This is a genomic window from Desulfopila inferna, assembly GCF_016919005.1.
In the GTDB taxonomy this organism is placed as follows: Bacteria; Desulfobacterota; Desulfobulbia; order Desulfobulbales; family Desulfocapsaceae; genus Desulfopila_A; species Desulfopila_A inferna.
Genome location: NZ_JAFFQE010000008.1, coordinates 202,402 through 216,067, shown reverse-complemented (window position 1 = coordinate 216,067; position 13,666 = coordinate 202,402). Strand labels below are relative to the sequence as shown.

Genomic DNA, 13,666 nt, shown 5'->3' with positions numbered 1-13,666 from the left:
TTTTCTTGACAAAAGTATTTTTTTATGTCCTTAATAGGCATCACTTTGGAATTTACACTACAGTACAGTGGGTGTACTGACCCTGTAGTTAAACCGATAACAGATTTTGGTGAGTAGACAGAGATCATGAAATTGCCGTTTGTCTCCAGAGAACAATTAGTCGTTGGAGTTGATATTGGTTCTCATTCCGTCAAGGTGTGTGAGTTGAAAAAGACGGATAACGGGTACCGAATCATTGCTTTAGGGAGTGCGATGCTTCCTGAGGATGTTGTTGATGACGGCACCCTCAATGAGCCTGAAGTAGTTGGTGCCGTAATTGCCGAGTTATTCAAAAATCTCAAGATAAAGAATAAGAAAGTCGGCTTTTCAATTTCCGGTTACTCCGTTATCGTCAAAAAAATTAATCTGGCGGTTATGGATGATGCGCAACTCGAAGAGTATATAATGGCCGAGGCCGAGCAATATATACCTTTCGATATCAGTGATGTATATCTGGACTATCAGGATTTGAAAACAAATACCGAGGATTCCGATAGAACCGATGTAATGCTTGTTGCCGCCAAAAAAGAAATAGTCGACGACTATCTCAATATGCTCAGAAACATCAATCTACAGCCTGCAATTGTGGATGTGGATGGTTTTGCTCTGGAAAATACCTACGAATCAAGCTATGAGAAATCCAACAATGTCGCCCTGGTAGATATTGGTGCCGCAAAAATGAATATCAACATCCTCTCGGAGGGTGTTTCTGTTGTGGCTAGAGACATCGTCGTCGGCAGCAGGCAATTGACCGAACAGATCCAGAATGCCTTTGATCTGGATTATGAAGAGGCCGAAGCTTTGAAACTTGGTCAGATTCCGGCGGAGGACAGGCAGGAAGAAATGGAGGAGATTTTTTCCTCAACCTGCACACAATGGGTCCTTGAGATAAAGAAGGCCATTGATCTTTACCACTCCAACAACCCGGATAAGCCCCTGACCAGGCTGATCCTCAGTGGTGGTGGTTCCAAAGTCGTGGGGCTGTCTGATTTTCTCGAAAGTGAAACGTCTATTCCTGTAGAAATTTTTAATCCTTTCAGCAATATGAGCTTTAATAAAAAGAAGATTGATGCTGAATATGTTGACAGTGTCGGTCCGGAAATGGCAATTGTTTCCGGTATAGCCATTCGACCTTCTGTCATATAACAATGGCCGTTAAGTATAGCGTGGTAGATAATTATGTTACGTATTAACCTCCTTCCCATCAGGCAGCTCAAGAAGAGAGCAAAAGCGCGCAACCAGATAATCGGTTTTGGAATGGTTTTTGGTGCCGTTCTTTTGGCTTTGGGTTTTATCGGTCTGTTGCAAGTCAACAGAATTGAAACTGTTCAAGCGGCTATTGCTGAGTTGCAGCAGGAGCAGAATAGACTCGCTCCAATCATTGCCGAAGTCGACAGACTCGAGAAACAAAAGAAAGATTTACAAAACAAGATCGACATTATCAAAAAGTTGCGTAGAGAGTCTTCTCTGACTGTTCATGTGATGGATGAAGTTGCAAAGATTATTGATAATGACAGAATGTGGCTAAAATCCTTTAGTCAGCAGGGCGGCTCACTGCAATTAAGTGGAATTGCACTGGATAATCAGACAGTAGCCCAGTTTATGGAAGCTCTGAAAGAGTCTCAGTTCATAATCAATGTGAATTTGAGCAGCTCTACTTTGAGTAAAGTTTCCAATAGGGACTTTAAAAGCTTTGCATTGTCATGCAGTGTGGGATTTCCTCAAGAACCCGCAAATGATGTTGCACAACAGTAATTCGACGATTTAATACGGATATGAACAAACTCAATACTGCCATAACAGATTTCCTTGATGAAAGGTACATTCCGCTTGAGCCGAAGTTTAAGATCATTACAGGTGTGGCGATACTTATCCTGCCGGTGGTAATTTTTTATTTCTTTTTCTTCAGTCCCAACAACGAGAAACTCGGCAACCTTGAAAGGAATAAGGTTTCAATCGAGCAAAAGCTGCAGCTTGTCAAGAAAAAAGCTCAGAATAGAGAAAGGCTGCAGAGAGAGGTGGATGAAACGCTGGTGGTTTTTGAGGAAACTTCAAAGTTGCTCCCCAAGGAGCAGGAGATACCTCAATTACTGAAAGATATCTCTGCTTTGGGAAGAAATGCCGGCCTTGATTTTCTTGCATTCAAGCCAGGCCAGGATAATCCTCAGGATTTTTATGCTGAAATTCCGGTCAACATAAATGTCAATGGGCCTTACCATAACCTTGGCTTTTTTCTCGATCAGGTAAGCAAGCTCGATAGAATTGTAACCGTCGATAATATCAAAATGGGTGGAGCAAAGAAAGAGCAGGGAGAGATGCTTCTTGCCTCAAGTTGCACCCTGATGACCTATAGATTCACTAACGTTGAACTACCCAAACCCAAAAAGAAGTAAGGCTGAGCAAATGACTGGTGTATTCCGAAAAATAAACAACAGATTAGGCTTTTTTGTTTCTTTCATATTCATTCTCACGTGGATTTCCTCGAGCAGTTTCGCTGTCCAAAACAGCCAAAAGGAAGACGGTGAACCAGTGGATATGCTGGATCTGAACTTCGAAATTACCCAAAGCGACTACGAGTATCAGATAGAGAAGCGACCGGATCCATTTGTTCCTTTTTACAGTGGAGAGACGTCTACCGGACCGAAGGCTGACCCCAATGAAATTCTGGAAGTCGAGAAACAGCTAACGGGAATGCAGCTTTTTGAACCCGGTCAACTGACTCTTGTAGCTCTTATGGAAAGGCACGGAGCATACTATGCCATGGTCGAAGACTTTAAGGGACAGGGCTATATGATAGAGGAAGGAACCAAAATAGGGAAAAGGGGAGTCGTCAAGGACATCCGGCGCAATAAGGTTCTTATTGAAGAAGTTGCTGTGACTCGATCAGGAAAAGAATTAAGAAATGAGATAGTCATGGCTTTAAGGAAAGAGGGAGAAGAGTAAACAATGTACAAAAGGCTTATAAAAACTCATTTGGCCGTTTTCTCCGCATTCTGTTTTTTGATCACTTTTCAGATAAACAGTGGAAATGCAGCAGATCAGCCGGAGCAGACAGGGGCGGAATTCATTTTAAGTGATGTTACGGCGGATAAAGAAAATGATTCCCTTACCATCACGCTGGTCGGAAGTTCAGCTCCAGCCTATACCTCACGTGAACTCTACGATCCATACCGTCTGGTAATTGATATTGCCGATGTTACCGTCGCAGAAAATCTGCGGCTGGATTCCCTGCTTCCTGAAAATAATTTCGTTACCCTGCAGACTGCGGTGGTGCGAGGACTCAAGCCGGAGATTACCCGCTTTATTTTCACTCTTCAAGATGGCTATCAACAGAAGGTAGAGCGGCAGGATACTGATCTCGTAATTCATATTCTTCCAGTCGATGCTGCTGCGACAGAAGAAGATTCTTCGCCTGAGGGCAAAATCAGTGCCAAGGAAGTAGCCGGTGCCGATAAATCAGCTGATACTGAAGCCGGAGCGAAAATCAGAGAGCTTATCGAGTCCTCCGTCAAAGCTGCTGATCCTGAAAAGGATATGTCACCAAAAGAGAAAGCCGCTCAAGATTTGGTAAACAGCTTCGACTTTTCCGGATACGAGCAGGAGCGCATCAGTATAGATTTTTATAAAATGGATCTGCATAATGTGTTCAGGCTGTTCCGTCAGGTCAGTGGGATGAATCTCATTGTCGATGAAGGTGTTTCCGGATCTCTGACGCTGGCACTCAATGATGTCCCCTGGGATTTTGCCCTGGATATAATTTTGAATCTCTCCGACCTTGAGAAAGAGGAAAAGTTCAATACCATCGTTGTGTATCCAAAAGACAAAGAATTTGAGTGGCCCAAGAGAGCCTCCGATAATCTTTCGTTCGAGGCCAATCTCGAAGTAGTACAGCAGGAATCCCTGATAATTGAACAATCAGCTAATCAGCCAAAAGAAATAATTGAAGCGAAAGAGCTGATGCGTAAGGCGAGAGCAGAAGAAAGAGAGAACAATTATGAGAATGCCGTGCAGCTTTATGAAGAGGCCGCAGAGTTGTGGCCGACAAACGTCAACCTGACCAACAGACTGGCTGGATTGTACCTGGTACGCCTTGGTATGAATGCCAAAGCCGTTTTCTATGCCAAGGAAAGCCTGAAGGTAGAACCCGATAATTATAAAGCTGCACTGTATGCGGCTATAGGCCAGGCTAACATGAATCAGACAGCTGAGGCTCTTGAGTATTTTAGCCGGAGTGTCAGCGGTGATCCACCTATGAAAGAAGCTCTGGCCAGTTTTGCCGCCTTTTCTGAGAGTAACGGCCGCCTTGAGGCAGCATTGAAGTTATTTGACAAATACCATGAGATCTATGGAGAAACCGTCAATACTATGGTGGCCAGGGCTCGTATTCTAGATAAATTGGGCATGGACGAAAAAGCTGCAGATCAATATCAAATGGTGCTCGCCTCGGGGTATCCATTACAGGTAGGTCTCAAAGAGTATATTCAAAGTCGGCTCTCTGAAGCAAGACGGTAAAGATACTGCTTCACCAGACTGCGGTATAAGTGAATACTGTTAATAACTCACGTTCAAGAGGTATTTCATGAAGTATATCAAGTTGTCCCTTCAGTTCAGCGGCCTTGTGCTGCTCATTGTGCTCCTTTCTTCCTGTGGTGGTAAAAAGGACAAGGCCGAAGAAAATGCCATGGACACAGCGTTGGCCGAAGAAATTGCGGAGAAGAGTGATACACCGACATTACCTGCACAGTATCAGGGGCCTGCCTATATGATCGGCGAGGAGATGCAGGTACCGGCTGTTGACGAAAGCGATGAAGTTAGCGTGAGGGTGGGTGCTACTATCCGATCAACCGGAGGACCCCAGCCACTGTGGGATATTCTCAAAAGACTGGCTGCCATGAAAAATATGAATGTTTCCTGGCAAAGCGATGTTGATCGCGATGTACTCGTGGACGTTGATATAGGTGCCGGTGACGATTATTTTAAAGCAATCGATAACCTGCTGCGTCAGGTGGACTATTATCACGAGATTGAAGACAATACTATCATAGTCAAATATAAAGAAACCCGGCAGTATCAGATCGGTATGCCCTACACCAAGCAACTCTACGAGACTGGTACTGGTGGAAATGTACTGGGAGGTGACGATCTATCTAAAAATATTGAAGGCACCATCCGACTGGATAGCAAAGGCAATGAGTTTAATATCTGGGAAAATATTGAAGAAAACCTCAATGCGATATTGGATGTCTGGACGACCGAAGCAGTGACGGAAGATATTGAAGCTATCGAAACGGCCGGAGCGCCTCAAAATGGGCAAGATGATGCGGATGTGTTAGCTGCCCAAGTGGATGTGGCTCCGACCAGGGTCAGGTCCGGGAACCAGAATCTCTACACTATTGATAAGAATGTCGGGGTGATTACCGTCACTGCTCCCCGACCGCTCCTGAACAAGATTGACAATTATATAACTACGCTGAAACGCCATCTCTACAAGCAAATCACTATAGAGGCAAAAATTATCGAGGTGGTTCTAAGAGATAATTCATCTATTGGTATCAATTGGAGTGAGGTGTTGAGTAATTTTGATATCAACGGTTTGATCGAATTCGGCTCACAGGCTCTGGGAGGACAGGTCTACCCTTATGTCTTTGCTGATGGGAATGGAAGAAACGACAATCCTTATCCTGGTTCTGGAGTTGATGGATACACGGACCGAACTTACGACCCGACGCGATTCGTCTCCAAGATTTCACTCGGTTCAAAAAGTTTTCGTGTCCTCCTCAATGCCCTTCAGGAAGAGGGTCAAACCAAGGTACTCTCTAATCCGAAAATCAGCGTGATGAACGGCCAGCCTGCTCTTATCACTGTTGGTAGAAACGTTACTTATATAGACAGCGTTGAAGCCGATGTTGATACCGAGACCAATCTGATAACGTACACTGTTAATACAGAAAGTATTCTCTCCGGTTTAGGTATGGCGATTACCGCAACAATCATTGAAGATGATGAAGTTATTATGAATCTGGTACCTGTAACTTCCGAACTGATGGAACCGATAGAATATAGACCATTCGGTAACCTAGGGGGCGAAGTCGGCCTGCCAATTGTAAATATTCGGGAAATGAGTACGACGGTGAAGGTTCGTAACGGTGAGATGCTTGTTATCGGCGGACTGATCAGCGACGATAAAGACGAAGTAGGCGAATTTCTACCGATCCTTGGCAAGATTCCCGGTCTTAGATACCTGTTCGGCTATGAAGAAAAACAGCATACCAAACGTGAGCTGATTATTTTACTTAAACCAGTCGTCATTTAAGCTGATAAAAATTGAATTTTTCAATCGTTACTATTTGCAGGGAGAAAAAAATGCAGAGGCTGAAATACTTATTACTCATTGTTTGCGCAATAATGATGACCGGCTGTGGACAAAATGTAAAAGAAACATTGAACGTACCCCAATCTCCGGGGGCGAATGCTCCAGGTTCCGGTAAATCAATCGTTATCCTGCCGTTTGCCGATTATACCTATGCGGATAATCTTGCTGCCGCCTTTCGTCGAAATCTACAGATTAACGAGGCGGTAACTGATAATCTCTCGGCTCAGGGTTTTGCAATGCCTGTATCTGAGGATGTATTTCAGTATCTGGTAAGTCAAAATGTTGTGCAGATCGCTGATTACCAAAAGAATTCCAATGTGTCTCTTACCAATGAGCTGGCTGGAGACTGGTCGGATACAATGAAGGATACAATACGTCATTATATGCGGCAACAGCAGGTTACCCAGAGAAGTCAGGTTGAGGATTCTCCCGGGACTCACGCATTGACAGCTCAGGAAGTTGCCAAAATGGGACGACGATTCCAGGCCGATTATGTCGTGCGAGGTCGTATTCTTGAATATAGAACACGCCAGGAAGCTACCTGGGAGCCATGGAAACGCGGTTTCTTCCCCGTTGTTGCCGGTGGAACATCACAGATTCTCTATGGTTTTGCCGGATCGGATACTTATGATACAGTTAACCAGATGATGGCAGGGGGGATGTTGGGATTAGGTATTGGTAGTCTTACCGACTGGCCGGTTGATGGTATGACAATTGATGGTGGTATCTCGGGCAACGAAATTGTCTGGGGCGGCGCCGGAGGAATACTTGGAAACCAGGCATCGAAAAGTGGCCGGGTCGATCAGGCCGTTGTGCAATTGAGGATGTGGGTACAGGAGGCCTCTTCCGGCCAGGTAGTCTGGACCAACAGAGCAATGGTTCGGGTGGCGCCTCAATCCATTTTTGCTGATGGTCAGTATGATGATCTTTTTAACACGGCCATCGAAAAAGGCGTCAGCGCACTTGTGGATAATTTTGTGACCTACGGTCTCTAAGGATTGCAGCGGACAGAAGCAAACTCTCTCCCTCAAATACAAAAAAGCTGAAGATCTTTTGATCTTCAGCTTTTTTTTTTGCCCTGATTTCTGTTGCTGCCTGCCGGAATAATAATTGGTTAATTCGACTTGCCCTCTTTCTCTTGCTTCTTCAGGGAGTTCTGGTAGAGGCCCATGAAATTAATGGGTTCCATGAGAAAAGGAACGAAACCACCGTCTACGGATACCTGGCTGGCAATTTGCCGGGTGAAAGGGAATAGCAATGTCGGACAATCCACGGCAAGGACCATTTTCAGATGCTCTTCCGGTATGTTTTTGAGCATAAAAACAGCGGCGTGTTCAAGTTCGAGTATAAAAAGGGTCTTTTCCAGTTCTTTATTGACGATTTTGGCGGTTATCTCAAGGCAAACTTCATAGTGGTCCTCGTTTACCTGTTTGTGGTTGAGCTGCAGGTTAACGTCGACCTCCGGTGCTTTTTCCGATTGGGTCATGTATATTTCCGGAGCATTTGGATTTTCAAAGGAAAGATCCTTGATATACATTTTCTGCATCCTGAACTCCGGTGATCCTTGTTTTTTTTCTTTATTATTTTCTGCCATCTCTACCTCATATCGTGTTGGATTAGTGTGTCGGATGAGTCCGTATACTGAATTAGAGCGATAATAAACGCATTGCCGCGACACTGCAAGGAATTAGCTTCACTTTATGCAGCAGTCCGGGTAAGACAACAAGGCGTAAATATTGCCATGATGGACCTGAAACGGCGATTCGCCGTACCGCATGTACTGCCAAAACCGCTTCAGATACTTCGCCTAATACGAGATTTCACATGATAAGCGATGAGCACATTCATTTTTGCGGTTCAGTATTCTAATTCTTATGGTCAGCGGACAATATTTTATGCAGATATTGTCCGGTAAACGATGATGCAACATCGCAAACCTGTTCCGGTGTGCCCTTGGCCACCACTTTCCCACCGCCGTCTCCCCCTTCCGGGCCGATGTCGATTATCCAGTCTGCCGTTTTTATAACATCAAGGTTATGTTCGATGACCACGACGCTGTTGCCCCGGGAAACCAGCCGGTCGAGCACCCGCAGGAGATGCTGAATATCTGCCGGATGAAGTCCTGTGGTCGGCTCATCGAGGATATAAAGAGACTGCCCCGTACTGCGCGTGGATAATTCGCGGGCAAGCTTGACCCGCTGGGCTTCACCACCGGAGAGAGTTACTGAGGATTGCCCTAAGGTGATATAGGATAACCCCACATCATACAGTGTCTGCAGCTTATTTTTTACAGGGGGAATATTTTCAAAAAAATGGAGTGCTTCTTCAACCGTCATGGAGAGTATTTCATGAATATTCTTTTCACGGTAACGGATCTCCAGGGTTTCCTGGTTATATCTCTTGCCGTTGCAGGTATCACAGACCACATAAATATCGGGCAGAAAATGCATGGCGATCTTGAGTAAACCCTCACCTTCACAGGCTTCGCAGCGGCCACCCTTGAGATTGAAGCTGAACCTGCCGGGTTTATATCCGCGGGCTCTGGATTCAGGTAGACGGGTAAACAGGTCCCGAATTGGCGTAAATACTCCTGTATAGGTAGCGGGATTCGAGCGGGGAGTTCTGCCGATAGGACTCTGGTCGATATCTATAATTTTGTCTATCGCCGCCAGCCCAGTGAGTGAGGTTCCATCAATTTCGATAGAAGAACGCTTCTGTCGAAAACCCTCCCTGGCAAGGTTATACAGAGTTTCAAGTACCAGTGAACTTTTTCCTGAACCCGAAACGCCGGTAACGCAAGTGAATACACCCAGCGGGATGGATAGATTCACGTTTTGCAGGTTATTCGCGGTGGCATTCTTGATATCAAGGTTGAATTTTTTCCCCTTCCTGACGGTCTTCCTCTTTGAGGGGATGGTGATGGCTTGCCGGCCGGAGAGATAGGCACCGGTTATCGAGGTTTCACTCTCAAGCAGTCCCTGGATTTTGCCATTATAGACGATGTCGCCGCCATGCACACCGGCGCCGGGCCCCATATCCAGAACATGGTCGGCGGCCAGGATTGTATCCGTATCGTGTTCGACCACGATGACGGTGTTTCCCAGATCGCGCAATTCCAGCAGCGTATTGATGAGTTTCTGATTATCCCTCTGATGCAGACCGATACTCGGTTCATCCAGGATATAGAGAACGCCGGCAAGCCGAGAGCCAATCTGCGAGGCCAGTCTGATTCTTTGAGCCTCTCCACCGGAAAGGGTACCCGAACGCCGATCCAGAGAGAGGTATCCTAAGCCGACGTCCTCCAAAAACGATAATCTGTCTACAATTTCCTTGAGAATGGGCTCACCGATTTTTCTTTCAACCTCACTAAAGGGGAGAGTCGGAATTTCACTAAACAGCATTTTGATGGAGAGCTGAGTTAATTCATAAATATTCCATTTACCGATTTTCACGGCCAGGGCTTCATCTTTGAGACGGGAGCCTTTGCAGGAGGGGCAGGTCTGTTCATTCATGAACTTGGTGAGTTCATCCCGTATCATGGGAGACTGGGTTTCATGAAACCTTCTGTCCAGCTGCGGAATGACACCTTCGAAAGTGCGCTCCGAGGTCATTATCCTGCTGCCTTTCTGGTAGTGAAAGTGAATCTCTTCATTACCGGAACCGTAGAGCAAGATATCCTGCTGTTTGGCGGTAAGTTTTTTAAATGGGGTTTTTAGGGAAAAATTATAGTGTTGTGCCACCGCCGCCAGCATCTGACCGGTATAGGTCGATTCATTGCGCCAGCCCCATGGTGCAATGGCTCCGTCGAGGATGCTTTTATCGGTGTCGGGGACGACCAGGGCAGGCGATAGAAACTGCTTGACCCCCAACCCGCCGCATTCTGCACAGGCGCCCTGGGGATTGTTGAAGGAAAAAAGCTGAGTCGTCAGCTTAGGCATGGAGATTCCGCATTTATGACAGGCGGCGTGTTCACTGAAAAGCTGTTCTTTTTCCGTATCGGTAAAGGCAACAAGGAGAAAACCTTCGGTAAGTGAAACCGCCGTGGCGATAGAATCACTCAGCCGGCGGCGAATGGATGGTTTGACCACCAGGCGGTCGATTACGATTTCTATGGTGTGGCGCTTGTTTTTGCCCAGCTGATCGACATCATCGGCGTGCATGACATCGCCGTTTATGCGGATCCGCACAAAACCCTCTTTGCGGATTCGGGCCAGAAGCTGTTCGTGCCGGCCCTTACGATCAGATACCATCGGTGCAAGAAGGAGGATTTTCGTGCCTTCCGAATAGGACATGATCGTGTTAACCATATCCTCTATTGACTGAGATCGAATCTCCTCGCCGCATTCCGGACAGGTCGGATGCCCGCAGCGGGCAAAAAGCAGACGGAAATGATCATAGATTTCGGTTACCGTCCCCACAGTGGAGCGCGGATTTTTACTGGTGGTCTTCTGCTCGATGGAAACAGCAGGAGAAAGACCTTCCAGTGAATCTACATCCGGCTTATCCATCTGGCCGAGAAACTGTCTGGCATAAGTGGAGAGTGACTCAACATATCTTCTCTGCCCCTCTGCATAGAGTGTATCAAAGGCAAGGGTTGATTTTCCTGAACCGGACAGGCCGGTGAAGACGATCAGGCGGTTTCTGGGCAGGTCGACATCTATATTTTTCAGGTTATGCATCCGCGCTCCGCGGATACTTAATGTTTGCGGTTCCATTATCTGAAGAACGAAAAAATTAGTGTTTTGGGGCAAGCAGATTGGCGTGATCAACCTTGATGCAGCGATCCATGACGACCTCTTTGCCGTGTTGCCAGGCTATCTCGGCAGCAGCATGGTTGCTGATTCCCAGCTGCATCCAGATAACCTTACAGTCGATTTGGATAGCCTGCTGCACAATAGGTCCAACATCTTCAGATTTGCGAAATATATCGACGATGTCAACATTGTCTTCGATAGAGAGAAGAGAAGGAAAGCAGGGTAGCCCCAGGATCCGGTCATGCCCGGGGTTTACCGGAAGGATGGTATAGCCGGCATCAATAAGGTAGCGTGCCACCATGTTGCTGGGTCGCTCTTCCTTGGGCGAAAGACCGACAATTGCTATTACCTTGGCTTCTGCGAGGAGATTACGTATCTTATTGAGGTCATTCAGGGCAATCATTTACATTCCAAGTCGGGTTCTGTCTGCATTGATGTTTCGTGGAGTGAAATAATCAAAAGCACAACCATTTATTACTCATTGTTCGGAACATATAATGCTAACCCCGGCGGTAATTGTCAAGATTGTGCTTGATTAGTTCCATCTAGTTCTGCTAATGTTTATGATTGTCTTTTCGTATTTTCGAACCGGCTTTGAAAAAAGGCTTTACTGATAACATGGGGTTAACGGATGAATTTTCAAGATATTATATTTGAACTCGGCACCTATTGGGCCAAACATGGATGTGTCATTCAGCAGCCGTATGACATGGAGGTTGGAGCCGGCACCTTTCATCCCGCCACCGTACTCAAGGCACTTGGTCCGGAGCCGTGGCGCTCGGCATATCCGCAGCCTTCGCGCCGCCCCACCGACGGCAGATACGGCGAGAACCCAAACAGGCTTCAGCATTATTATCAATACCAGGTTGTTATCAAGCCGTCTCCCTTGGATATCCAGGAGCTGTATCTGGGTAGTTTGAAACAGTTTGGTTTGAACCTGCTGGAACATGATATTCGCTTTGTTGAAGATGACTGGGAGTCACCGACCCTGGGAGCATCGGGACTGGGTTGGGAAGTGTGGCTCGATGGTATGGAAATAACCCAGTTTACCTATTTCCAGCAGGCCGGTTCGATAGAACTTCATCCGGTGACTGTTGAAATTACCTATGGCCTCGAAAGAATTGCCATGTATCTCCAAGGTGTCGAGAGTGTCTACGATATAGCCTGGAATGATGAAATCAGCTATGGCCAGATTTTTCATCAGGCGGAGGTTGAATTTTCCACATTTAATTTCGAAGAAGCGAATGTAGAAAAACTTATTCAATTCTTTGAAGCATATGAGGAAGAGGGGCTGCGAATAGTGGAAAAGGGTCTGGTTTTACCTGCATACGATTATTGCCTTAAATGCTCCCACACCTTCAATCTGCTTGACGCTCGCAAGGCTATCAGCGTTGCGGAGCGGACACGTTATATCGGCAGGATCAGAAATATCGCCCGAAAAGTAGCTGAGAGGTATGTCGCGCAGCGCCAGGAAATGGGACATCCATTGATGAAGAAATAAAAAGAACCTGAACCTCCCTGGTCAACTGTTGGCCAGCGCGGGAGGCCGGTTTCTCGAAGTCTGCGCTTATCGCGGTGCCATTAATCATTGAATAAGCGGCGGACTCCGCTAGGGGTGCAAAATACACTCATCCGCCTACTCTGGCGGCAATATTTTCTGCAAACAGCGTATTACTTACTCTCATTTTACACTCATCCGCCCCGCTGAAGTTCTTCGACGAAGACCTATTTCATGAGCTCCGTTTCTGATTTTGTTGTCATTCCCTTCTTCTGAAAAACACCCTGGCTGCCGGACTCCGAAAGCAACGACATAACGTAGAGCACCGTTACGAGAAGGACGCAGAATCCCAGGAATTTTACCGCTTCTGCAGGTTTTTTACAGAAGAAAATCAGAAGAACAATGGCAATGCCGATGGCCACGAAAATATTATTGGATAAAAATTGCAGAACCAGGGACCAGTATTTATCAAAGTCAAACATAACAGAACCTCTGTCCGGGGGGCTGGGGAGGCATCTTCATCTTTGTATAATTTCCCAAAGAATGTAGGCTATTATTGCAACAATTAATGTCCTGCGCAGGAAAATGTAAGGTGTTTCCTCATGGATTCTTTCCAGGGGAAAGGGCAGCTCGCCTTTCCAGTAATCGGAATATTTAATACCGAAGTGGTTGGTTTTCCCGCCTGCCTTGATTGAAAGGATTCCGTATTCAAAGAAAAGCGCTGATTGATAGATATGTATCTCCGCCTTCTCCATCTCGGCATAGGAGGTATACGTATCGTTATAAATCAAGCGATCATCAAGAACACGCAACGTGCATCGTTTTGCCCTGGTCCATTGCTTGCTTGAACCGGGCAGTTCGTCACTGTCGGGAATTATTTTACACGTGAATGATGGGCTGCTGTCTTGATCTCCCGGATCAGAAATGTCAGAGATATTCGTCATTGTATTTTCTACCAATCCGTTTTCAAATCTGTCTGATATTATTACTGGATATCTAATG

The 13,666-nt window shown here is 46.1% G+C and carries 13 protein-coding genes; 8 read left to right on the top strand and 5 right to left on the bottom strand.

Going from position 1 to position 13,666, the window contains the following annotated elements; translation table 11 throughout:
* The first annotated feature begins 126 nt into the window (after positions 1 to 126).
* From pilM to JWG88_RS18395, 7 genes are all read left to right on the top strand, one after another.
* Positions 127 to 1,185: a type IV pilus assembly protein PilM gene (pilM, locus tag JWG88_RS18425; RefSeq protein WP_205235261.1), complete on the top strand. Its 1,059-nt coding sequence runs from the start codon at positions 127 to 129 to the stop codon at positions 1,183 to 1,185.
* A 33-nt stretch (positions 1,186 to 1,218) separates the two neighbouring features.
* Positions 1,219 to 1,794: a PilN domain-containing protein gene (locus tag JWG88_RS18420; protein ID WP_205235260.1), complete on the top strand. Its 576-nt coding sequence runs from the start codon at positions 1,219 to 1,221 to the stop codon at positions 1,792 to 1,794.
* A gap of 20 nt (positions 1,795 to 1,814) precedes the next feature.
* Positions 1,815 to 2,432: a type IV pilus inner membrane component PilO gene (locus tag JWG88_RS18415; RefSeq protein ID WP_205235259.1), complete on the top strand. Its 618-nt coding sequence runs from the start codon at positions 1,815 to 1,817 to the stop codon at positions 2,430 to 2,432.
* A gap of 142 nt (positions 2,433 to 2,574) precedes the next feature.
* Positions 2,575 to 2,982, top strand: a complete 408-nt coding sequence (locus JWG88_RS18410) for a pilus assembly protein PilP (RefSeq protein WP_240194605.1) — start codon at positions 2,575 to 2,577, stop codon at positions 2,980 to 2,982.
* Between the two features lie 3 nt (positions 2,983 to 2,985).
* Positions 2,986 to 4,551, top strand: a complete 1,566-nt coding sequence (locus JWG88_RS18405) for a secretin and TonB N-terminal domain-containing protein (RefSeq protein WP_205235257.1) — start codon at positions 2,986 to 2,988, stop codon at positions 4,549 to 4,551.
* A 67-nt stretch (positions 4,552 to 4,618) separates the two neighbouring features.
* Positions 4,619 to 6,352: a pilus (MSHA type) biogenesis protein MshL gene (gene mshL, locus JWG88_RS18400; protein ID WP_205235256.1), complete on the top strand. Its 1,734-nt coding sequence runs from the start codon at positions 4,619 to 4,621 to the stop codon at positions 6,350 to 6,352.
* Positions 6,353 to 6,402: 50 nt separating this feature from the next.
* Positions 6,403 to 7,407, top strand: coding sequence for a hypothetical protein (locus tag JWG88_RS18395; protein ID WP_205235255.1), 1,005 nt, complete (start codon positions 6,403 to 6,405; stop codon positions 7,405 to 7,407).
* A 119-nt stretch (positions 7,408 to 7,526) separates the two neighbouring features.
* Here the strand turns inward: JWG88_RS18395 and secB are convergent, their stop codons facing one another.
* The 3 genes from secB to JWG88_RS18380 all read right to left on the bottom strand — a co-directional run bounded on the left by secB (position 7,527) and on the right by JWG88_RS18380 (position 11,569).
* Entirely contained in the window at positions 7,527 to 8,006 is a 480-nt protein-coding gene (gene secB, locus JWG88_RS18390) for a protein-export chaperone SecB (protein WP_205235254.1), read from the bottom strand.
* Positions 8,007 to 8,277: 271 nt separating this feature from the next.
* Complete coding sequence (uvrA, locus tag JWG88_RS18385; RefSeq protein WP_205235253.1) at positions 8,278 to 11,127, bottom strand: excinuclease ABC subunit UvrA; 2,850 nt, start codon at positions 11,125 to 11,127, stop codon at positions 8,278 to 8,280.
* A gap of 19 nt (positions 11,128 to 11,146) precedes the next feature.
* Positions 11,147 to 11,569: a CoA-binding protein gene (locus tag JWG88_RS18380; RefSeq protein WP_205235252.1), complete on the bottom strand. Its 423-nt coding sequence runs from the start codon at positions 11,567 to 11,569 to the stop codon at positions 11,147 to 11,149.
* A 228-nt stretch (positions 11,570 to 11,797) separates the two neighbouring features.
* Here JWG88_RS18380 and glyQ point away from each other — a divergent pair, with 228 nt between their 5' ends.
* Entirely contained in the window at positions 11,798 to 12,667 is an 870-nt protein-coding gene (glyQ, locus tag JWG88_RS18375) for a glycine--tRNA ligase subunit alpha (protein ID WP_205235251.1), read from the top strand.
* A gap of 224 nt (positions 12,668 to 12,891) precedes the next feature.
* Here the strand turns inward: glyQ and JWG88_RS18370 are convergent, their stop codons facing one another.
* A complete protein-coding gene (locus JWG88_RS18370; protein WP_205235250.1) occupies positions 12,892 to 13,146 on the bottom strand; it encodes a hypothetical protein in 255 nt (84 codons plus the stop codon).
* Positions 13,147 to 13,182: 36 nt separating this feature from the next.
* Positions 13,183 to 13,608, bottom strand: a complete 426-nt coding sequence (locus JWG88_RS18365) for a hypothetical protein (RefSeq protein WP_205235249.1) — start codon at positions 13,606 to 13,608, stop codon at positions 13,183 to 13,185.
* Positions 13,609 to 13,666 lie beyond the last annotated feature (58 nt).